Origin of the sequence: Sphingobacterium detergens, assembly GCF_003610355.1 — a bacterium.
Taxonomy (GTDB): Bacteria; Bacteroidota; Bacteroidia; order Sphingobacteriales; family Sphingobacteriaceae; genus Sphingobacterium; species Sphingobacterium detergens.
This window is the reverse complement of sequence record NZ_RAPY01000003.1, coordinates 88953-111573: the sequence shown is the minus strand read 5'-3', so window position 1 is coordinate 111573 and position 22621 is coordinate 88953. Positions and strand designations below refer to the sequence as shown.

19 protein-coding genes are annotated in these 22621 nt (G+C 39.4%); 12 read left to right on the top strand and 7 right to left on the bottom strand.

The features are described from left to right. Window positions 1-4: 4 nt before the first annotated feature. Window positions 5-412 (bottom strand): cytochrome c maturation protein CcmE domain-containing protein, encoded by a 408-nt coding sequence (locus DFQ12_RS16225; protein ID WP_120260530.1) that lies wholly within the window; start codon window positions 410-412, stop codon window positions 5-7. A gap of 489 nt (window positions 413-901) precedes the next feature. Here DFQ12_RS16225 and DFQ12_RS16220 point away from each other — a divergent pair, with 489 nt between their 5' ends. Beyond that, window positions 902-1861 carry a lipid A deacylase LpxR family protein gene (locus DFQ12_RS16220; RefSeq protein WP_120260119.1) on the top strand — a complete coding sequence of 320 codons (960 nt, stop codon included), beginning with the start codon at window positions 902-904 and terminating at the stop codon, window positions 1859-1861. Here DFQ12_RS16220 and DFQ12_RS16215 read toward each other — a convergent pair. After that, window positions 1858-3117, bottom strand: a complete 1260-nt coding sequence (locus DFQ12_RS16215) for a dicarboxylate/amino acid:cation symporter (protein ID WP_120260118.1) — start codon at window positions 3115-3117, stop codon at window positions 1858-1860. The two genes, DFQ12_RS16220 and DFQ12_RS16215, sit on opposite strands and share 4 nt — an antisense overlap. 420 nt (window positions 3118-3537) lie before the next feature. Here DFQ12_RS16215 and mnmC2 point away from each other — a divergent pair, with 420 nt between their 5' ends. The 6 genes from mnmC2 to DFQ12_RS16185 all read left to right on the top strand — a co-directional run bounded on the left by mnmC2 (window position 3538) and on the right by DFQ12_RS16185 (window position 12489). Next, window positions 3538-4203, top strand: a complete 666-nt coding sequence (gene mnmC2, locus DFQ12_RS16210) for a tRNA (5-methylaminomethyl-2-thiouridine)(34)-methyltransferase MnmC2 (RefSeq protein WP_120260529.1) — start codon at window positions 3538-3540, stop codon at window positions 4201-4203. Window positions 4204-4315: 112 nt separating this feature from the next. Beyond that, window positions 4316-4894, top strand: a complete 579-nt coding sequence (locus tag DFQ12_RS16205; RefSeq protein WP_120260117.1) for an RNA polymerase sigma factor — start codon at window positions 4316-4318, stop codon at window positions 4892-4894. A 197-nt stretch (window positions 4895-5091) separates the two neighbouring features. Continuing rightward, entirely contained in the window at window positions 5092-6285 is a 1194-nt protein-coding gene (locus DFQ12_RS16200; RefSeq protein WP_120260116.1) for a FecR domain-containing protein, read from the top strand. 134 nt (window positions 6286-6419) lie between these two features. Next, window positions 6420-9767 carry a TonB-dependent receptor gene (locus tag DFQ12_RS16195; RefSeq protein WP_120260115.1) on the top strand — a complete coding sequence of 1116 codons (3348 nt, stop codon included), beginning with the start codon at window positions 6420-6422 and terminating at the stop codon, window positions 9765-9767. 44 nt (window positions 9768-9811) lie between these two features. Beyond that, window positions 9812-11332, top strand: a complete 1521-nt coding sequence (locus DFQ12_RS16190) for a RagB/SusD family nutrient uptake outer membrane protein (protein ID WP_120260114.1) — start codon at window positions 9812-9814, stop codon at window positions 11330-11332. An 11-nt stretch (window positions 11333-11343) separates the two neighbouring features. Next, window positions 11344-12489, top strand: coding sequence for a metallophosphoesterase (locus DFQ12_RS16185; protein WP_120260113.1), 1146 nt, complete (start codon window positions 11344-11346; stop codon window positions 12487-12489). Window positions 12490-12943: 454 nt separating this feature from the next. Here DFQ12_RS16185 and DFQ12_RS16180 read toward each other — a convergent pair whose 3' ends face one another. Then, window positions 12944-13633, bottom strand: a complete 690-nt coding sequence (locus DFQ12_RS16180) for an SMUG2 DNA glycosylase family protein (protein WP_120260112.1) — start codon at window positions 13631-13633, stop codon at window positions 12944-12946. Window positions 13634-14009: 376 nt separating this feature from the next. On the opposite strand from DFQ12_RS16180, the gene DFQ12_RS16175 reads away from it, so the two are divergent. From DFQ12_RS16175 to DFQ12_RS16165, 3 genes are read left to right on the top strand one after another with little or no spacing between them, the layout of a single operon-like run. Next, a complete protein-coding gene (locus DFQ12_RS16175) occupies window positions 14010-14288 on the top strand; it encodes a hypothetical protein (protein ID WP_120260111.1) in 279 nt (92 codons plus the stop codon). 7 nt (window positions 14289-14295) lie between these two features. After that, on the top strand, window positions 14296-15318 hold the full coding sequence (locus tag DFQ12_RS16170) for a hypothetical protein (protein WP_167457294.1): 1023 nt from the start codon (window positions 14296-14298) through the stop codon (window positions 15316-15318). Between the two features lie 13 nt (window positions 15319-15331). After that, complete coding sequence (locus DFQ12_RS16165) at window positions 15332-16375, top strand: hypothetical protein (RefSeq protein WP_120260109.1); 1044 nt, start codon at window positions 15332-15334, stop codon at window positions 16373-16375. Window positions 16376-16463: 88 nt separating this feature from the next. Here DFQ12_RS16165 and DFQ12_RS16160 read toward each other — a convergent pair whose 3' ends face one another. The 4 genes from DFQ12_RS16160 to DFQ12_RS16145 form a co-directional block, all read right to left on the bottom strand. After that, entirely contained in the window at window positions 16464-16961 is a 498-nt protein-coding gene (locus DFQ12_RS16160) for an FKBP-type peptidyl-prolyl cis-trans isomerase (RefSeq protein ID WP_077438840.1), read from the bottom strand. A gap of 37 nt (window positions 16962-16998) precedes the next feature. Beyond that, window positions 16999-18999, bottom strand: a complete 2001-nt coding sequence (locus tag DFQ12_RS16155; RefSeq protein ID WP_120260108.1) for a thioredoxin domain-containing protein — start codon at window positions 18997-18999, stop codon at window positions 16999-17001. Window positions 19000-19069: 70 nt separating this feature from the next. Continuing rightward, complete coding sequence (locus DFQ12_RS16150; protein WP_147420434.1) at window positions 19070-19792, bottom strand: hypothetical protein; 723 nt, start codon at window positions 19790-19792, stop codon at window positions 19070-19072. A 160-nt stretch (window positions 19793-19952) separates the two neighbouring features. Beyond that, window positions 19953-20795 (bottom strand): hypothetical protein, encoded by an 843-nt coding sequence (locus tag DFQ12_RS16145; RefSeq protein ID WP_120260106.1) that lies wholly within the window; start codon window positions 20793-20795, stop codon window positions 19953-19955. Window positions 20796-20979: 184 nt separating this feature from the next. Between DFQ12_RS16145 and DFQ12_RS16140 the strand changes: the two genes are divergently transcribed. Together DFQ12_RS16140 and DFQ12_RS16135 are read left to right on the top strand one after the other, a co-directional pair. Beyond that, on the top strand, window positions 20980-21594 hold the full coding sequence (locus tag DFQ12_RS16140; protein ID WP_120260105.1) for an RNA polymerase sigma-70 factor: 615 nt from the start codon (window positions 20980-20982) through the stop codon (window positions 21592-21594). 2 nt (window positions 21595-21596) lie between these two features. After that, window positions 21597-22610 carry a FecR family protein gene (locus DFQ12_RS16135; RefSeq protein WP_120260104.1) on the top strand — a complete coding sequence of 338 codons (1014 nt, stop codon included), beginning with the start codon at window positions 21597-21599 and terminating at the stop codon, window positions 22608-22610. The last annotated feature ends 11 nt before the right edge of the window (window positions 22611-22621 follow it).

Below are 22621 nucleotides of genomic sequence, written 5' to 3'. Positions count from 1 at the left end.
CAAATTAATTATTGAAAGCTGTGGCATTGATTTCCGTCACGACCGATTTATCGTTGTATTTCGATGGACATTTCATCAATATTTTACTCGCTCTAAACACATTCCCGTCCATTTTGCCCGTCAATACAATTTGTTCTGAACGCTCAATGTCCTGAGGTTTTGCGCCTCTGAATACAACTTCACATTCTGTACCTTCATTGTCGTACATGAAAAAGCTGAATTTGTTGGCATCTGTTTTCGGGTCATAATGAAGTACCTTGTCTTTGTTGAGCTGGCCGACCACATATAGTTCTGTTTTCTTTTCTTTTGCCTCAGTAAATGTCGAGTAGGTACTTGAATCTGTATAGATGACAAGTATCATGGCGATAGCCACTGCAATAATAGCGATTAGAATGATGGAACTTTTTTTCATCCGTTTAATTTGTTTTTTGTTTGCGATGAAGCTATCAGATTTACTCATTCCACGATGTGATTGAATAAATCATGATGGTTTCATTAGTATTATTTGTTTTTATCGGTAATGAAGCGATCATGAGCAGTTGTTCGAACGCTGATTTGAACTAACTAAAACTGATGACGGTTTCATTCATATGATTTGTTTATGCTATTGTGCCAACCTTCGGAGATTTTCATGTTCCCAGTAAAAGCTTGTGTATCGATCGCAATGAATCCCTTATAATCATTGATTCTGACAAAAGCTGACACTTAATCGAATGCAAAATTACAAATAGATTTGCGAAGAAAGGAATAATGCAACTTTTCGACATTATTTATATTTGTTCTAAATAGATTGTTGTCCCTGAAAAAATGAGGTATATTTGGATGCTTTTGAATAATTTAAGTTGAGATTTAATATTTTGTTGCAGTTTATATCGCATGAATTTTACAATTGCCTGTTAATATGAGTGTTGCTTTGCGGTCTTTACTGCTCTTATATGGAGTTATATTTCCATTTTTTTTGGTTTTTGGGCAGGTGAGGTTGCGCAATCAAGAGGTTTCTCTTCAAAATGACAATGATGTCTATCTATTGATTGGCCAGGACCGATATTATACCAACGGTATCAATGTCAATTACCGTATTGCACTACCACCAAGAGGGGCTTCAGAGATTTCGAATACCGTATTGGACTTCGAAGTCGGACAGCGCATCTACAATGGTATTAGTATTATAGATTATCGTAGACAGAACAAGAAATATGACAGACCCTTTGCAGGATACCTTTATTTGAGCGCCTCAGGGACTCGTTTTTTGAAAGCCGATCAAGTGATTGAACTTAAAGTCGAATTGGGACAGATCGGCTCCCGATCTTATGGCGAAGGTGCACAAAAGTTTATCCACCATCTTTTTGGAATGTATGAAGCTACGGGCTGGGATACAGCATTGCGCAATGCCTTTGGTGTAGATCTGCAGGCGAAATATTTGAAAGGAATTTATCGGGATCAAGCAGGAGCATTTGATCTCGGGATAATGGGTAGAGGTGCTCTGGGGATGAACAATACAAATATGGAGGTCGGAATTCCAATCCGTGCAGGTAAACTTAAATCGTACCATGCATCGACCTTTACACATGGGCATTTGACAGAGGCTAGAAGTAATGACGACAAAGAATGGTACTTTGTTTATCAACCTAGTTTGGCCCGGATCTTTTATAATTCAACGATACAAGGGGGGCTGGGGCAAGATGATCCTATAGGCGAATTATACCAGATTGAACCTTGGATGCTAAGTCACCGAATAGGGTTCAGTTGGTCCAATCACAAGGTCAATTATGGTATTAATTATATTTTCAATTCCAAGGAACTAAAGTCGGTGTTTCACCGGCATCAATACGGACAGTTATTCTTTGCATATCGGTTTTAACCACTGCTAACCGTTTTTTTCGCGATCGGGTCTGAGAGCTTCTGTCCGATTAGCCTGGTGGTCAACATGGCTGCAACGGTATCGCCAGTGGCATTGAGCATGGTGGCTAGTGGATCTACCAATGTCGCAATAATCATGATGGAGGGAATGACTTCTGTGGGCATCTGATAAACTGATATGATCAGCATTTCGCCGATATATCCCCCATTAGGAATTCCGCCGGCCACGATGCTGACCAATAAGGTGATCCCTACAGCCATGACCAAGTTGGTTGGATCAAAAAAATCCTTTCCACTCAACAGTAAAGCGATATAAATTTTAAAAATACAAGCAATGGCTGAGCCATGTTTATGCAGCGTTGTGCCCAAAGGGATGACCACGCTTGCAACAGTATCGGGTATGCCGATTTGTTTTGCAGCCAGTAAGTTGGCCGGCATGGTGGCCAGGCTGCTGCAGCTACTCAGTGCTGTCAGTGAGGGGAGAATATTGTTTTGCCAGTAGCGTTTGACTCCTTTGATACCAAAAGCAATAAATGCGAATAAACTAAATACTGTAAAGAAATAGAATAGGCCAAAGATATAATATAGACCAATGGGTTTGGCGTAGAAGCCGAAGAGCTGTGGGCCAAGTGTTCCAACCTGATAGGCAAAATAGGCACCCAGTCCGATGGGGGCCAGCTTCATGACCATGACCAATAAATTGCCCATGACAGCATTGCCGGAGTTGATAAATTTTCGGAACATATCCGCTGCGTATCCAGATTTACGTGTCGCAATCCCCACTAAAAATGAAAATATAACAAAGGCCAGCATATTTTGCCGGGACAATAGACTGGAAAATTCACTAACAGTTAGGAACCGGACCATCTTTTCACCCCAAGAGTCCTGTGTGGCGGTGTCAATGATTTCGTTCGCTTGTTCGATAGGGAGGTCGGAACTGACAGGAAATAGGTAGAGGAAAATAACACTTGTTACACCTGCAACCACAATGCCAATTACAAATACGAGTGACATCATGCCGATAATACGGCCCAATACGCTGTCCCCTTCGATATTGGCTACAGATGAAGCTATGGCAAAAAAGACCAGCGGTATGACGCTGACAAAGAGCAGATTTAGGAAGATATCCCCAATTGGCTCCAGGTTATTCACAAAATGTGGAAAAAAGACCCCAATTAAACTTCCAATACCGATGCCAAGAAGCAGGAGCAGGATGCTGCCGTAGTTCTGTATAAAAGTTTTTGCAGAGTATTCCATTAGGTTCTGTGATTGTTTAGCGTTTATGACGCTAAAATAATCTTTTTATCTATTATTTTTATCCATTTAAATTAATTATAAGTGTTGGTCGTGTTGGCATAAATGAACTCGTTTACTCATACAATGGGTATTTTAAGGTATCTGTGAACTCAATCGTTCGGTTCCCTCGGTTTGAGTTAAATCGTGATGGTTTCACTCCATAACATATGGATAAAGATTATTTGGGATTTATTTGAGTCAGCTTTTTATCTTTGGGCGGATATACCTACAGAGGACCATCACTATTGCTGGGGGAACCTGGAAATGTGAACACGGCCTGCTTTACGGGCTTACACTGTTGTTGTGGTGGTCTGCTGCACCGGTTGTTAGATCGGGTGATGTGTAAGGGATATTTACTTTATCAAAAATATAATGACAAAAATGGATTTTGTAACAACCGCAGATGGTTCCAAAACATTGTACAATGCGGAGATAGGTGAATGTTACCATTCCAAGCATGGTGCCGTTCAAGAAAGTAAACATGTATTTATCAAAACCGGTTTGGATCATTTCGTACAACAAACGGGAGCTTCGGATGTTGCTATTTTGGAAGTGGGATTTGGTACCGGACTGAACTTTCTGCAAACAGCTGAACACATTGGGGACAAGTCGTATCAGGTAGACTATGTCGGAATCGAAGGTTTTCCATTACCACTGGCGACCATCGCTGAGACAGGGTATAATGAGAGCGTAGATATTACTGTCTGGTCGGCTTATTTGGATAACTATGAAGCCGCGTTGCAGCAGCAGGTGCAAATTCACGAACGGTTACAACTCAGCATTGCTCATACTTTATTGATGGATTTCCAATCCGAAAAAAGATTTGATGTGGTGTATTTTGATGCTTTTGCAGCCATACATCAGCCCGAAATGTGGAGCGATGTGGCATTGGCGCATGTCGCGCAATTCGTTAAACCAGGTGGTGTTTTTGTTACTTATGCCATTACAGGTAATCTCAAACGCAGTATGAAATCTTTGGGCTTTTCCATTGAGAAGGCTCCGGGTGCACCTGGAAAAAGAGAAATGTTGCGGGCTACAAAACTTTAAACGGCCTATTGTTCTATTTTAAATTATTGTTAACTGTTTGATAATCTAAAAAGTGTTTTCTAATTTAGCCTTGATATTAAGGCTAACCTAATAGTTCACTTTCCACTACCTCATGACAGATTCACAGTTGATAGACAGTTTGAAGGAAGACAACCAGACAGGGTTTGTGGCTATTTATCATAAGTATTATAAACAGCTACTTTTCTTTGTTTTGCGTTACCTGAAAGAGGTCGATGTCGCTGAAGAGATCGTAGCGGATGTTTTTGTCAAGGTATGGTCCCGCCGATCCGATTTTCATTCCATGGAAAGTCTGAGGGCTTTTATTTATATTACGGCAAAACACGCCAGTCTCAACGCTATTCGGGACAAACGCACAAAGGGTATTCAGGAACCTTTATCCAATTATGAGGATCTACTTACGGATGACCGCGATGCTTTTTCAAAGATGATTCATGCAGAGCTGGTACATGCCATCTTTAATGAAGTTGAAAAATTGCCTGAAAAGCAAAAAGAAGTCTTTAACCTAACTTATCTGGAGGACAAGACTGTAGAAGAAATTGCAGACCAGCTGCAGATGAGTCCAGCCGCTGTATACACGAACCGCTCCCGCGCAGTGAGTACTATTAGAGGGCTTTTGGGGGCAAAGGATGCTTTAACACTTATTGCATTCCTATCCTTTGTCAGTAAGTAACAGACAGCAAGTAGAAACCCGGAAATCAAAGTTTAACAGAATCTATTGCTTATGCAATATAGGGTTTAATGTCTTTTTTTTTTTTTTTTGAAAATATTTATCTGATACACAGTGTTTTAATTCTTTTTATGTTTTTTTCTGTAAGATAATCTTATGCTTCGTGTTTCTATCGTCAACAAGGAAATGAAAAGAACATCATGTATACGATAGATCATATTATTCAATTACTTCAAGCTTACCTAAAAGGGGAGATTCTCCCTAATGAGCATGCCGAATTAAGCATGCTGTTTGAAAAATATCCGGAATTACAGGACTTGGCTAAGAAATTGGAAGATCCAGCAAATTTGCGCGAGGAATTACAGGCTTATGAAGAGTTTTCGACGTCAGATCCGGCGCAAGAACAAAGGATTCTGTCGAATATTATGGATAAAATCGAGGCCCAGGTAGATCAACAGCCCAAACGCCGATGGATGCAGTATGGTTGGTACGCTGCCGCGGCTTGTTTTATTGCTGTTGTTGGCCTGGGAATATGGCAAATAAATAAACGAGATGGGATAGATACGTCGGATCCAGCTACTCCTGTTGATGCGGTTAAATTAGCGGAAAATCTTCTTCCCGGTGGAAATAGAGCCACCCTTCAGCTTGCGGATGGTGCCAGTATCGGACTTGATCAACAGCAGGTGGGGATTGTGATGGGCGATGAGATTACCTATACAGATGGTTCAGTTGCCCTGGCGACTGCAAAAGATGAAAAACGCATGATGATCTTGTCAACTCCCCGTGGTGGACAATATCAGATCGCCCTTGCAGATGGGACCAAGGTTTGGCTAAATGCTGATACACGCCTGCGCTACCCCAATAAATTTACGGATAAACAACGTGTGGTCGAACTGGATGGCGAAGCTTATTTTGAAGTAGCGAAGGTGGCGGGAAAGCCATTCATCGTTGTTACAGCAAAGGAAAAAGTGGAAGTGTTGGGAACTCATTTCAATGTCTATTCTTTTCCAAAAGAGAAGGAGTCTAAAGTTTCTCTGCTGGAGGGTAAAGTAAAAGTCTCCGTTCCTGCAGGAAAGACAAGGCTACTTCAGCCAGGGGAACAAGCTTCGGTACAAGGGGAAGAGCTCTCTGTACAACAGGTACCTGTGGATGAAAGTATTGCCTGGAAGAATGACGAATTTATGTTCAACAACGAGCCTTTGGGAACAGCACTGGCTCAGGTAGCACGCTGGTACGATATTGATATTGAGATTGACCCAAGTGTAGCCAAGATGAAACTATGGGGATCGGTTTCACGACTTGATAATTTTGATAAAGTGTTAAAAATCATAAAGATGACTGATGATAAAATTAAGGTTCAAATCGAAGGAAGGAGGGTCAGATTGATGAAATAAGAACCAAAAATTACCTATATCCTATTTCGTCTATCAAAAAGCTGAGGAAGGTGGTACTTCCCCAGCACATTTTGGTCCGAAATTTTATGAAACGCGCTTAACTGTTTATTAAACTAACAAACCAATCAAATGTAATGAAAAAGTATAAATACCTCATTATTATGAAAATGATTATTATGCTTCTTTTATTTACTCTGGGACAGCTCCATGCCGGAAGTTTTGCCCAGACAGTAAATATTAAAAAGAAGAATAGTTCGATCGTCAACGTATTTCGTGAAATCAAAAAACAGACCGGATATACTGTTCTGTGCAAATCAGAAATCGTAAATAATACACCTGTTATTACGGTTGATTTCAATAACGTTCCTTTGGACCGTGCTTTGACAGAGCTTCTTACTCCACATGGTTTAACCTATTTTAAGGAGGGGAAATCAATCGTTGTTAAGGCTGGAAAGACTGACTTGGCGATTGATCGCTCGCATAGCACGACGAAAGACAACATGCTCGAACTGCAAAAGAACATTCATGGTCAGGTCACCGATCAGCAGGGTAAGGCCCTTTCAGGTGTAAGTGTTACCGTAAAGGGTACAAAAGCGACTGTCGGTACAGATCAAAACGGAAATTATTCGATTGCTGCCAACCGCGGGGCGACGCTAGTTTTCAGTTTTTTAGGCTACGATCGCAAGGAGGTTGAAGTGAGTGGGGAAACGCTCAACGTGAGCCTGCAGTTTAGCCAATCCAATCTGGAGGAAGTAGTAGTCACGGGCTATGGAACTTTTAAGAAGGCAGATTATACGGGATCGGCTTCGACGATTCGGACCGACCGCATGGCGGATGTTCCGGCAGTAAACTTCTCAACCATGTTACAGGGCAATGCACCCGGTGTTCAGGTGAACTCCTTATCGGGACAACCCGGAGGAGCGACCGATATCCGTATTCGTGGTATGGGATCCATTAACGCCTCAAACAAACCTTTGTTTGTCATTGATGGCGTACCCGTAATGTCCGAAAATATTGCTTCAAGTGAGTCGAATAATGCTGGATTGGATGTCATGTCGACCATAAATAGCTCCGATATCGAACAAATTACTGTCATTAAAGATGCTGCGGCAGCATCCCTTTACGGTTCACGTGCTGCAGGTGGTGTGATCTTAATTACCACCAAGTCTGGTAAAGCAGGTAAACCTGTGTTTTCAGTGAAGGGCGATTATGGATTATCAAGCCAGGCAACAGATTTTCGCGAAGTGATGGATGGGCCACAACGACGTGAGATGCTTTTGGAAGGCCTACGCAATAGAGCTCGCTATTTAGATAAGCTAACGGATGAGACCCAGATTGAAGATTATGCGCTGGCGAATATTGATAAATATGCACCTATTCCGACAAGCGGCTGGGCAGATTGGAAAAAAGAACTGTTTCGTCGCAACTCACCTTTCAGAAATGCAGATATATCTGCTTCGGGTGGAGATAGCAAGCTTTCCTATTATACATCCATGGGGTATACCAATCAGACGGGATTATCCTATCAGTCGGGCTTCGAACGTCTCACTGGAAGACTGAACGTCAAGTACAAAATGAGTGAAAAGATGGAGTTGGGGGCCAATATTTTGTATTCCAATATTACACAGGATGTCAATTCCGAAGGGGGAGGTTATACCTCACCAATCTATTCTTCGCGTCATAAGATTACAGCATCAGAGCCGGTTTATAACGAAGATGGATCTTTCTTCCTGGATTTCTTTTCAAATGGCCCACGTAATCCCAAGGCTTCTTCCTTGTACAATTTCCGACGGGAAAAAGGTGACCGCTCATTCAATACGGTTTTTGCCAACTATAAATTTATTGATGGGCTAGTTTTTAATACAACTTTTAGCTTGGATCATACGACGACGCGTTACAACTCTTGGTCGGATCCTCGTACCTCGGATGGCGAAAAGACGAATGGTTCATTGACCACAAGTTTTTCAGACTATAAACAAATGGTATGGCGCAATAGTCTAACCTACACCAAAACAATTGCGGAGAAGCATCATTTGGATATTTTGGGTGGCTACGAAGTGAATACTTATCGTAAAGAAGGATTGAGCGGTGCCAAGGACAATTTTCCAACCGTGGATAAAACGGTGTTGTCCAACGGTTCGGTTTTGACAAATGCGTCAGGATCTAATATGGAGTGGCGTTTGCTGTCTTACCTTTCACGTGCGAATTATAATTATGATGACAAGTACTTTTTAGGAGGTAGTATCCGTATGGATGGTAGCTCACGTATCCATCGCAGCAACCGCTGGGGAACATTCTGGTCATTGTCGGGAGCTTGGAAGTTTACAAAAGAAGACTTTATGGCATCTTTAAATGATGTGATCAGTGACGGTAAAATCCGTGTTTCTTATGGTACCAATGGAACTTTGCCATCCGAATTTTATACCTATATGGATTTGACAGGCTTTGGTTTTCCGTACAGGAACAATCCTGGTATGCGGGAAATCCAGATTGGAAATCCGGGTCTGAAATGGGAAAAACAGAATAACCTCAATATAGGATTGGATTTACGTTTGTTTGAAAGACTGGGGCTTACCTTTGAATGGTACCAACGTCAGTCATCGGATTTGTTGAACGATGTTCCTACATCTTATACAACGGGATTCTCATCCTATCTGAGCAATATTGGAACGATTCGCAATTCGGGTATTGAGCTCGACCTGAATGCAGATATTCTGCGAAATGGGGCATTTAAATGGACGTCGAGTTTAAACTTTGGAATGAACCGTAATAAAACGATTGCCTTATCTGATGGTAGTTCGGAACTGCGGGATGGAACACAGATTCACCGCATTGGACAACCATGGTATAGCTATTATTTAATCGAATTTGCAGGGATCAATAAGGAAACAGGTGTGCCACAGTATTACATCAATGATCCTGCTCAACCAGGCTCTAGAGAAACCACCGAAGATTATACTGCTGCAACGCGGATATTGTATAAGAGTGCGGATCCCAAGCTTGTGGGTGGTTTTACGAATACATTCCGTTATAAATTTTTGGATCTGAATTTCACTTGGACTTATTCACTGGGGGGAAATTCCTATGACAGTGGTGCGCAGAAAACGGAGTTGGGTGGTAAAACGGGTTATGACAATATTCCAAAATATTACGAGCGGAGATGGCAAAAACCGGGGGACGAAACCGATATAGAGATGTTTATGGTCGGAAATAAATATGACATGAGCAGCGTGGCCAATACACGTCGTGTGCATTCTACTGACCATATCCGTTTGAAAAACCTGACTTTTGGGGTTTCTATTCCGCAGCATATCTCCCGTAGACTAAAAGTGAGTAATATCCGGGCTTTCTGTTCCGGTATGAACTTACTGACCTTTGCGGCTTATAAAAACTACGACCCCGAGGTACCTGTAAATGGAGTGGTATATTTCGAATCCCCTAAATTGAAGACGGTAACCTTCGGTTTGGATGTTAAATTTTAAGGAATAAGCACTGATTCGTTCATGATTATAATTTCATTTTTCAGATGAAAGGAATTTTAAAATATGATCATGGTAATCACCCCATCGGTATGATGGGAAAAAATAAAATAGAGATGAAAAATATAGTATCAATAGCGTTATTGTCCTGTGCATTGCTGACAGGCTGTGGCAACAAATGGCTGGAGACAGCACAGCCAAGCACCTCAACCGAAAGTTCGGAGGCCATTAAATCGGCAAATGAGGCGAGTTACGCATTAAATGGTGTTTACGATATTATGCGTGGCTATGAATATTATGGTGCGCGCATGACTTATTATGGGGATGTCACTGGTGAGGATATGCTCGCCAATGGCGATACAAAGCGTGCTGCAGGTTATTATCTTTTTGACTTTAATAAGGACAATACACCATCCTCACTTTGGTATCAACCTTACCGTGTGATCCGTAATGCCAATGGAGTATTGGCCTATGTAAGTACTGTCCCAGCTGATCAAATGACGGATGTGCTCAAGGACATCAAAGGACAGGCATTAACCATGCGTGCGATGGCTCATTTTGACTTGGTTAAAGTATTTGGAGCACCATACCTGGTAAATCAAGGCGCTTCTTTAGGGGTTCCTATTGAGACGGAGAAGCATGTGTCTACAAGCAAACCTGCACGCAATACGGTTAAAGAGGTTTATGCCCAGATTATCACCGATCTTGAAGGTGCTGACAGCTTGTTGAGTACGGCAAGAAATGATGGTAAGTTGAATAGATTTGCTGCAGAGCAAGTATTAGCACGGGCTTACCTGTATACTGGAGAAAATGCAAAGGCCTTTTCAATGGCGGCTGCATTGATCAAAAATGCTGAAGCTGCCGCAAGTTCAAAAAAAGGGCAATATCAGCTATGGAAAAATGAGGAATATGCAACAGTCTGGGCCAAAGACTTTACTAGTGAGATATTGTTTCAGTTGTCTAATACCAAAGTGGAGGCCAGTGACTCAAAAGAGGGGATTGGAAACCTGTTGTGGCGTCTGGGCTATAATGACATTATTCTTTCAGACGATTATTTGAATTTGCTGAAAGATGATCCGAATGATGTGCGTCAGAAAGTGATTACCAAATATACCAGTAAGCAGGTCGATTATTACTATTTGAATAAATATCCGGGCAACACGGCGGAGAATGAAAATCCTGAATTTGCTGATATTCCGGTTCTTCGGCTATCGGAAGCATATCTGATTGCGGCTGAGGCAGCGGTGAAATTGGGTGATAATAGCAATGCGCTTAATTATTTAAATGCCATTGTCAAGCGCGCCAATCCGGCCAAGTCGGTAAGTGGAACGGTGGACCTGAACCGTGTGATGGAAGAACGTCGTCGTGAGCTCGTTGGTGAAGGTCATCGTTTATTTGATGCAATGCGTAATAACCTACGGATAGAACGTAAAGGTAAGGCGCACGTTTCGCCCTTATTGCGACCTGAGACAAAGTCATTTGACCGAACATACTTCAAAACGCAGATGGCTATTCCGAGAAGGGAAATCGACGTAAATCCAAATATTGTTCAAAATACCGGCTATTAAAAGACGTCACAATGCAAAACAATCGGAAATATAATCTTAAACAACTATGTACTGATCCAGTTTGGATCAGTACACGGTACTTTTTACTTTTTATATTGTTTAGTTTTCAGCAGTTGCATGCACAGACTCAACAGCAGTTGGGGCAACATGATGGCCCTTATTTCTTCTACGAAGCGGGGAATACCAAATCTGTACGCGTAGTTGATGGAAAGATACAAGTCGATAATTCACTTAAAGAACCTTTCTCGGTGTCCACCGAAGATGGTCAGTATCACTTTGAGGTTTCGCGCCATCCTATAACAGTTCCCAAAGAGGTTTATCGTCCTAGCGACAAGATCATGGTACTTTCCGATCCGCATGGTGACTTTGCCTCTTTTTATGCTATTTTAAAGGCGCAAAAGGTGGTTAATGCGAACTATGAGTGGACTTTTGGAAATAATCAGCTAGTCGTTATAGGAGATGTGTTTGATCGGGGAAAAGATGTCCTGCCTATTTTTTGGCTGATCTATAAATTGGAACATGAAGCTGTTAAGGCTGGTGGACAGGTTCATTTTTTGCTGGGCAATCATGAGGAAATGTTGATGCGTGGAAATTATAAATATACACAGGATAAATATAAGGTGTTAGCGGATTCCATCGGCAAGAGCTACCGTGATTTTTGGTCATCGGAGACGGAATTGGGGCGATGGCTGCAGAGCAAGAATACGATGGAGAAAATAGGCGATTATCTTTTTGTCCATGCGGGGCTGAGTACAGCAATGCTGGATCCAAAATGGACTATTCCTGCGGTCAATGATTCTGTTCGCCGTTATCTGTTCCATACGAAAGAAGAGCGGCAGCAGTCGGAGGCGGCATCATTTCTTTTTGGTAGCGAAGGTCCATTATGGTACCGTGGTATGGTGGTAAAGGAGGAAAAGTACCATCCGTTGGGTGAAGAGGATTTGAATAACATGATGAAAATATATGCTGCTAAGCAGATTTTTGTCGGGCATACCATTTTCCCTGAAGTAAGTAGTTTTTATGAAGGAAAAGTGTATGGTGTGAATGTCAGTAACGAATCCAACCGGCTGAAAGGACGTAGTCGGGGGCTGCTAATCGAGGGCGGCAAAATTAAGGTAATCTACGATGATATTACCAAGAATAAAGTAATAAATTAGATCGCTTAGGCATCGCAGTAATGATAAAAGGCCAGAATTTAATAATTCTGGCCTTTTTCGGGTTATTAGTTATGTGCATCTGCGTTCTTTGCCATGAATAATTAAAGAAATTCGAAAACTGTTGATGTTTATTATATTCCCCATCAGGTAGTCTTTTTCTGTCTAAGTCCGTGGTGCCAGCAAGTATATGATAAGATTATCGCAGCCTGATCCGGATGACTTTTAATCAAATAGACCAAGCGCCCACAATTGCGGCTGGGTGGAAACTTTTATTATTTAGTAATAGATGTTTTTGACGATGGAATCCATAATATTCTTTTGTTTAGATTTTAAATACACGATAGTTTGATGTGTTTTACTAGTCTCGTTAGCGTAGTGTATAGTATTGTTTGCAATTCATCTTATTAACATCATTGATGTTGGTTTTAAGTTAATTAACATGATTTTCCACATTTTACAAGCCGCTTAATAGTCGGATATAATTGTCAATGTATAATTGTTTATCTTTTGATTTATATTGTTGGATATAACGTGGATGATCCAAAATGGTCATTTTTCCGAATAGTTTCTCTTTCTGATTGATTTTTGCCAAAAAGGTGGCATTCTTTTTTCCTAGAACAAATACTTCCTCCGTTTTGAGTCCCATGTTGATATGTTGTTTTAGGGATTCGACCATAAATGGTCTGACCATTTCGAAGAGCTGTTTGTCATCGTAGTAGTTTGCATTAATCCAATTGTCAGATTTTGTGTTTCTGACGATAGCCAGGGGGAAAGGGGAGTTGATATAAAATTGGTTATAAAAGGTTTCAGGGCCGCCATAAGCTTCAATCATATCATACATAAAGACCGAGGAGATTTCATGTGTATGGGCAGATTGCATTTTTATGCCACATGCACTGTACAATCGTTTGGTGTCGGTAAAAGGAACACCTGTTACGCCCGCACCATGTCTGCTGGGGTTGATCCCGATGATAAATTTACGTTTGAGATTGTCATTATAATACCTATTGTAAAATTGCTGCATGACAATCAGTGTCTCGGGGTTGTCGAGGTAGGGGTTGATGACATTAAAATCGGTAGGAAGGTTCCCGTGATAGCAAAGCTGCTTGTTGAATGTAATTACTTTTTCCGCAAATGTGACCATAATGGATGCTTTAGCAGAAAGATACGATTAATTTAAGAGATGCTGTAATAAACAGATGAATGTCATACGTTTTTGAATTTACTGCTAAGTTGATAGTTTTAAGATCTTTTGAAATCAATGTTGTCGGATTTGAGGTAAATAATCTGATTAGCGAATCTTGGCTCTCTATCTTAATTGGATAAAATATCTTCATTGTTGGATTGTTTTATGCTTTTTATATCTTTCTAGATATATGTATTTTATATTTTATTTATTTTTAATTGGTTTATCATTGTAGTGTTTTTGGAATTATTTTTTCATTTAAAGAATATTGCTGTTTTATTGTAGTTTTAGATTATGTATGTTTGCATAAATTTTAAATATATCGTATTATTTTATGAGAACGAAAATTATTGTATTTTGTGTTTTTTCTTGCGTGTTATTTGGTTGTAAGAAAAGTGATTCAGTATCGAACGAGGAAAATTCTAAAACTGAAATTTCAAAAGAAGAGGAAGATAAGGTGTTTGAGTTGAGAAAATTCTTGTCGGAAACTTGGGAAAGACCTGTTGAAAATGTCATCTACAATGGAAAGGATAGCATATTTACATTGAGAGACTCCGAGATCGTTGAAAAAAGGTCTCATGTGGAACATTTTTATAATTTACTAAAAAAATAACATGAACATGAAAAGAATGTTTTTTTTAGTGACATTTTTCTTTATGGTTCACTTAGGTTTTGCACAGAATTTTAGTCCAATGGTAAATTTTGTAAATTTCATTGCAAAAGATACTTATCAAAATAAAGTTATTTTAGATTTTACAAATTCCAGCAATAAGCTGCCCTTTGAGTTTTCGTTGAGTAGGGGGCTTGATTCTAGAACTAATCAATATGAATCTGTTAATATTAGGGTAGAAATTGTATATAGCACACCATGGGGACAATCGATAATTGCTTCACAAGATATAACATCTTCGTCGTTTAATGGAACTGGTTTCTACGAAAATAAGCATATAGAGGGGAATTTATCGTTAGGTAATAGATCAGAGATAATATCTTACGGGAAAATTTCGATAAGATGGATTGATAAGAATAATGTAAGCTATGTTAAATATAGCACGAGAGAATATACGTTTATTGATCGTCTAGATGTCCCTCAGTTATTGGATAAATATATGCCATATGCTTGGGGAAAATTATCATCGGGAAAAGGCATTGTTGACCATTTGAATGATGTGCCTAGTTCTTTTAGACATTACTCTAATTCTGCAGAGCCTTTATTGTCATCAGTAGGAAAAAACTCTATTAGTTCTTCTAGTGATAGTTATGGTTTGGTTTTACAGTCGGATGGAAATTTAGTTATCTACAAAAATGGTACAAATACAGTAATGTGGGCGTCTAATGTTTATGTGAAAAATCCTTCTGCCAATGATAGGTTTAAACTGTTTTTTCAAAACGATGGCAATTTGGTTATTTATAAACAAGATTCAGCAGGTCAATACAGTATAGTTTTTTGGGCAACTAATAATACGTTTGTCCCTAACAATGATGGTAATTTATCGAACGTGAAATATGGTTTTTGGGTAATGCAAAACGATGGAAATTTTGTGCTTTATTATCCTTCAACTAAATTTTATGGAGCATATAATATTATAGCGGCAACAAATTCAAATAACTCTCCGTCGAAAAATTTCGGAAAAATTTTATAAAAGATCTTTTAGTATGAAAAATAGTATATTAGGAATAGTGAGACTGTTTCTATTGATGATAATAATATTTATTTGTTCTGCCGTTTATGGGCAAGCGCCCGGAATGAAAACAGTAAGGGTCAATCAAGTACAAGTTAATCCAAATTATCAGGGAAACGCAATTATTGATTTTTCAAAGGGAATCAATACCTTAAGTTTTGATATAGTGCTACATAGAATTCCTCTTTACGAGAGTAATAAATATGAAAGCCCTAGCTTGAAATTTTCATTGGTATATCAGGATGGTTATAAAGAAATCGTGTTAAATTCGACTGGAATATTTGAATCTAGTTTTATTGGACCCTGGGCAACATTGAATAAATTTGTTGCTAACATAAATACAAATGAAATTGATCTAGCCAAAGGTTCTATTCAAGCGGTACTTACGGGATATTATGATAACACTAGTTCATTGTCGAAACCTACCAATATTGGTTTTGTTAATAAAGATGAGGTGTCACTTCCATTTCCTTTTCCTATGCCAAACGTTTGGAAAAATAACTATCAGAAAAACGGTTCCGTCGTTGGAGATATAGGTAATGTTGCTAACCAATATAAAAAATATTCGAATGCACAGGTTCCATTACTAACTTCTAGTGGTAATTCATCGATTAGCTCCCCAACAGGAAATTATGTACTAGTTTTACAATCAGACGGAAATTTAGTGATCTATAGAAGCGGTACGAATACCGTAATGTGGGCATCAAATGTTTATGTGAAAAATCCTTCTTCAAACGATAAATTTGCTCTTTATATCCAAAATGACGGGAATTTAGTTGTCTATAAGCAAAATGCAGCTGGTCAGTATAGTGATGTCTTTTGGGGGGCAAATACGATTTTTGTGCCTAATAGTGATCCATATTTTGGTAATGTAAAGTACGGATATTACCTTTTACAAGACGACGGCAACTTCGTGCTTTATTACCCAGAAAAAACCAATAGCGGTTTGGTTTTTCCTATAGCTTCTACAAATTCTGGGAGTCATACTATATCTAAATCATTTGGTAAATTTAAATAGTATAATATTATTATTCTACTTAGTCGAATTTTAAACAAGAAAAGGGCGTCAATTGACGCCCTTTTCTTGTTTATTTTTTTATCCCAGATTAGTGACCTTGCGTGCCATCTACACCATGAGAATGTCCGTGAGACAATTCTTCCTCAGTAGCGGGGCGTACAGTTAAGATTTCGATATCGAAATTCAACGTTTTACCAGCCATTGGGTGATTTAAGTCTGCAATAACAATTTCTGGAGTTACTTCTGCAACTACAGCACGGAATTGGTTTCCTTGGTTATCTTGCAAAGGCAATACTTCACCTACTGGAGGTAAACCTGTTTCTTTGAACATATCTACTGGCAATTGCGCGAATGCTCTTTCGTCTTTTTCACCGTAAGCATCTTCTGGTGCCAATTCGAAAGAAATTTTGTCACCCACGTTTAAGTCAGCGATGTTTTCTTCAAATTTAGGCAACATCATACCTACACCATATAAGAAGTCTAGAGGTTGTTCTGCAGTTGTTTCTTCAACGAAAACTTTTTCACCGTTTTCTACTGTGTGAAGTCTGTACGTCAATGCTACGACGTCGTTTGCTTTTATAGCCATCTGATTTTGATTTTTGGGAGCCTAAGGCTACCGTTTATTAAATATAATTTATTAACGCTGTTATGGAATCTTGCGGAAGACTACATGTCTTATTTTTGCAAAGATATGCTTTTGTTTCCTTTCCGATTCTGTTCTCTAATAATGGAAGATTTTCTTCCATGCCGCCGAGCACAATTTTGTTGGGGATATAATGTTGATCCAGTTCCATGCGAAAAGCTAGTGCATCCTCGCCCGTCAACGCGATCTCATTGATCCCATATATCTCTTCTAGCAATAATATTGCCCAATTTGAATAGGCGGAACCATAAGTCTTGATTTGCGGAAATACATTGGCTAGTAATTGATCAGCTATTGCGGTATAATTTTCATTATCAAAAAGCAAACCTAAGCGTTTCAACTGACGCACCATTGTTGAGGAAGAGGAAGGGATCACATTGTCCATGATCTCACTTTTTCGGGCGATCAGTTCTTCCGCTTCAGCCGAAGTATAGTAAAATGTTTTTTGCTTCACATCATAAAATAATGCAATCGCTCTATCTGCCAATTGTCGGGCAATGGTCAACCATTTTAGGTCAAATGTAGCTTCATAGAGGGCTATAAAGGCCTCTACTGTAAATGCATAGTCATCCAAAAAACCTGCTATTGCACGATTTTCATCCTGAGGTTGATGCAATAAATAATTGCCATCCCGAATGAGTTCCGCACAAATAAACGCGGCATTATTTAGCGCGAGATCCAATAGATGCTTCGTGCCAAGGCTGCGGTAAGCGTCTATTAGTCCTTTCAATAAGAGGGCATTCCAGGTCGTCAATTGTTTATGATCGAGTCCCGGTCGAACACGTTGCTTCCGGTAATCAAAAAGTTTTTGCTTCGTAATTTTTAAAAAATCTGCCCATTCGTCAGCTGACATATTGACCTTTGTCGCCAACTGGTCTGCATTAATGGCGCAAATGGGGACATTTGTACGCTCTTCTTCCCAATTGCCACTTTTGGTGATATTAAAATATTGAATGAACAACGCCGCGTCTTCACCCAGAATTTCGTCGAATTCAGCTTTTGAAAAAGAGTAGTATTTCCCTTCGATTCCTTCACTATCGGCGTCCAATGCACTGTAAAAACCATGATTGGGTGCAAGCATTTCACGCTCAATCCAGACAGCCGTTTCTTCGATTATTCTTTTATAGAATGGATCCTTATTTTGTTGATAAGCTTCGGCATAAAGCGAAAGTAGCTGGCCGTTGTCATACAGCATTTTTTCAAAATGAGGGATATGCCAGTAGTGGTCAACGGAATAGCGAGCAAAACCACCACCAATCTGATCATAGATTCCACCGGAACCAATTTTTTTCAGCGTAAAATGTACATGATCCAATGTAGCTTGATCGCCAGTGAGTACAGCGTATTTTAAAAAGAAAGACCAGTTGTTGGGAAGTGGAAATTTAGGAGCTCTTGTATAACCGCCTTCTTTCTTATCGAAGGTTTCGCTCCAAGGGCCGATGATTTCTTCGAGATCTTTGGTTGTGTATTGTTCGGGAATGGGGTTGATGGGAAGTTTCTCTGCTCGTTGGATGCCACTGGTTAACTTATTGGCATAATCCAAAGCGACTTCAGGTTTCTCTTCCCACATTTGAGCAATTTGTAACAGGATATTCTGCCAATCGTGCGGTTTGAAATAGGTGCCGCCATAAATCGGACGGCCATCAGGTAGACATATACAGTTCAAAGGCCACCCACCGGCATTGGTCATCAGTTGGACGGCGAGCATATAGACTTGATCAATATCTGGGCGTTCTTCTCGGTCGATTTTGATGGACACGAAAAATTTGTTCATGGTCTGAGCAATAGCCGAATTTTCAAAACTTTCTCGTTCCATCACATGACACCAATGGCAGGCCGAATAACCTATGCTAACAATGATAAGTTTATTTTCGTCTTTCGCCTTTTTTAAGGCTTCGGCTCCCCATGGCATCCAATCCACTGGATTGTGTGCATGCTGCTTAAGATAAGGGGAGTTTTCAAACTGCAGTTGATTCGCCATAAGATGAAGGTAGTGAAGAAAGGGAGGGGTTTTACTTTTCCTCCCGTAAATTTGGTTCTAATATCTTGTATTAATCATTAAATCTAAACCGACTTACCAATCTTAAATAGCCATTTTTTAGACGGAATTTATTATTGTTCTGATCATATGTATTTAATTCAAATTCAGCCTCGAGGAGGTAGAACCCACCTTCTAATTTCTCAAATTTTAAAACATTAAACTGTGCGTCATCTTGAATGTGATTGTCTAATGGTGAAGGTTTCGCTATCGACCCCATCGGAATAAATGTGGATAGAGATTTTTCTGGGATAGAGGTTTTTAAAAATACACCAGATGTTTTGTTTTCACGACCATAATCGGTCATGAATTTTTGAAGTCCCAGTTGTAATTTAAATTCATTTTTGGGTTCCCAGGCACGCGTGGTTTCCCGAAGTTCCAAAACACTGTATTTATTTAAGAATCCAATGTCGATAACCGTGTTTCCTGAAAACCCAAAATTATACTCGACTAATAGAGAGTCTCTCTCTCCGTACCACCAGTTGCCTCCTGTTTCATAAGCGTGGTTTCTATTAGGGATTTTTGTTGCAAAGGGTTTGATGTTTATTTGTCTATTTCTTGCCCCAAAAGAAAAACGATCATTTGCTGCATATTTTACACCATCGATAGTAAAAGATATACTGTCATTTAAGGTCATGTCCTGTCTTGTTTTATCCTCAGGAACGATTTGCGCTTGATCTTTTTGACAAGAAATAAATAGAAGACCAATTACGGTCATTAGAAAAATTGATTTCATTAGTGTTAAATTGAATATGAGTTACTGATTCTTACAGCGAAGTCACCTTTAAAAGTTAAAATATTTTTTAGAGGGTGAATTTGTATCTTTTGTTTAATTCAGAATGGATTATCAAGCAGCTTTGACTCGTCACTGAAAGAAGGAGACTTAAGCATATTTTTTAATATTTGGGTTCTGCGACAATTATGTAACTTTCAATAACATCCTTTGGAGACTCTACTAAGGCAATCGAAGAAGTGTTGTTTTCCCAAAGAGCTACTGGAGTGTAATTCAACTTATTTTTGAAAAGCTTATTATATTTCTCATCAAGTTCCATTTGTTTATTTACTACAGAAGTAAGAGTGGGAGTGCCAAAAGTCGCTTGTGCCACTTCCATTAAATACTCTTTTTCTTTTTGCGGAGTTTGCTTTGGAAATTGATCACCATAATAGAGTCTTACATGACTATATGGATATTGTCCTTTCACATAAGTTTGGTCTATGCGATAGCCTTTTTTGTAGGAATAAGACTGTCCTACAATGTTACTGGCGGGTGGATTTTCCCAATTGACATTAAAAAAATCTTTGCCTGGAACGGCTCTGATGGTTAGTCCCGCTTGTTTGACCACTTTATTGTTTTTGTAAAGCAACAAATCGAATTTGTAATCGCCCGGTTTGTTGAAAGTAACCCCTGTCATAGAAAGAAAAGGATTCACTCCAGAACTGTAATGTAAAACGTCATCTATATGCCAAACAATTGAATCAACAACCTCTTTATCCCATAAGAAAAATGTGAAATGATCTTTATGTTCTTCTTTATCGTATACACGAATTTGACCTTCCTCAAATACATTAATCACACGGTTGTCAATCCATACATCAATATTTTTGGTTAATCTAGTTGTAAGAGATTCTTCTTCTTTTTCTTCTGGTGTAATTACCTCTGGTGTTTCAGGATGATTGTCTTTGGCACAAGAAAATAAAACAAAAGCAATGCAACTTGCAAAGAAATATTTTTTTAGCATAAACTTGATTTTCTGTAAAAATAAAAAAATATAATTGAAACTTACTTATTATGTGGCGTTTTGTGTTTTTTTACGTTAAACTATTGATTGGACTTCATTCATTGTAAATTAGATAGTTTGGATGAAATCTCCAGGGAATTTCATTACTTTTACATGCGATTATTATTAGCTTTACCGAAGTCCTATGTCAAACGACGTTGACCTGCTCAAAAAGATAGTTCATAAAGATAGAGATGCTTTTGAAACTATTTATAAAGCCTATTTCCGTAAATTATATACATTGTCTTTTCGGTACGTGAGAGATGAAGCGATCGCCGAAGAGCTGACAAACGATGTGTTTATGATGTTATGGGAAAATGCGGGCAAGCTAGCTATTAATCAATCATTGGGAGCTTATCTATCACGCAGTGTCATCAATCTCTCCCTTACTCACCTCAAAAAGAATCAGCGCCTGCTGGATCGAAATAATGATTATATCAAGGATCTGGATTTGACAGACGATGAAGATCAAGCTGATCTTGCGGCACTATATGAATCTAAACTACTGATGATCGAAAGTATACTGGAGAGTCTTCCTCCTCAGTGTCGAAAAATTGTTCTGATGAGTAAGTATGATAAGATGAAGCAGCAGGAAATTGCCGATCAATTGGGGATTTCCATCAAAACCGTTAAAAATCATTTGACCATTGCCTATGATAAAATTCGGGTCGCATTGGCCAAACAAAGAACATACCTGTTGCTCTTAATTGGCTTTTTATTTTTTTCATTAGGACTTTTTGTTCAGTTTATTATCTTATAGATATGGAAGAAAACAATACTTCAAGATTTATTCCTTATGACCTGATCCAGAAAGAATTGGATGGGGTTATTTCCGCAGAGGAAAGGCTGTTGCTTGAACGTTGGCTTTCTGAGGATCTGGAGAATCGTAAGCTATACGATGAAGTCAGCATGATATCCAGTGACCTTATAGTGTTGGAGCAGTATAAAAAAGTGGATGCCAATAATCAATGGGAAAGATTTAAACAGCAGTTGGATAAAAAGACCATAGATAAAGAGGAACAGAAACTTACTCCTATAAAAACGATCTGGAAACCCTGGATGAAACTCGTTGCAGCGGCAGTGTTGTTATTGATTGGGTTTGCTAGCTACCTGAACTTCGACCGCTGGATGGGCTATGAGGTCAGATTATATGGGTCAGCCGCAGAGGAGCGTATTATATTGCCCGATAGTTCGGTCATGATACTACATGCTGGTGCTGAAGCTGTATTCAATAAGCGTACGTTCGACCAGAAACGTTTTGTAGAACTAAAAAAAGGAAAAGCATCTTTTGATGTGAAGCATGGGAGGACATCTCCTTTTGTAGTCGACCTGGCCAATAATTATGTACGCGATATAGGGACTGCCTTTGAAATCAATTTGATCGCTGAAGATGTAGAAGTCCTGGTGAAAGAGGGGGTTGTGGCCTTGAGTGGCGGAAAAGGACCTGCAGCAAAAGAACTGATTCTGCAAAAGAATGAAAAGGGATTTTTTAAACGTGAGACAGCATCTCTGTCAAAAATTGACCTTGGCCCTCTGGGCAATGATCATAAAGTAGCGCAAAAACTCAGCTATTCCAATGAACGCTTAGATAATATCTGTTTGGATCTTGAAAAGCGCTTTCAATCGAATATCATTGTGGTCGGTGAGGAGCTGAAAGCACGGAAGCTGAGTATGTATTTCGATGGGCAATCGCTTAATGAAATTGTGCAGATTCTTTCCAAGACTTTAAATGTGAAATGGAAAGCGAGTAAAAAAGGGTATAGTATCTACGAATAGCGGCCGGGGAT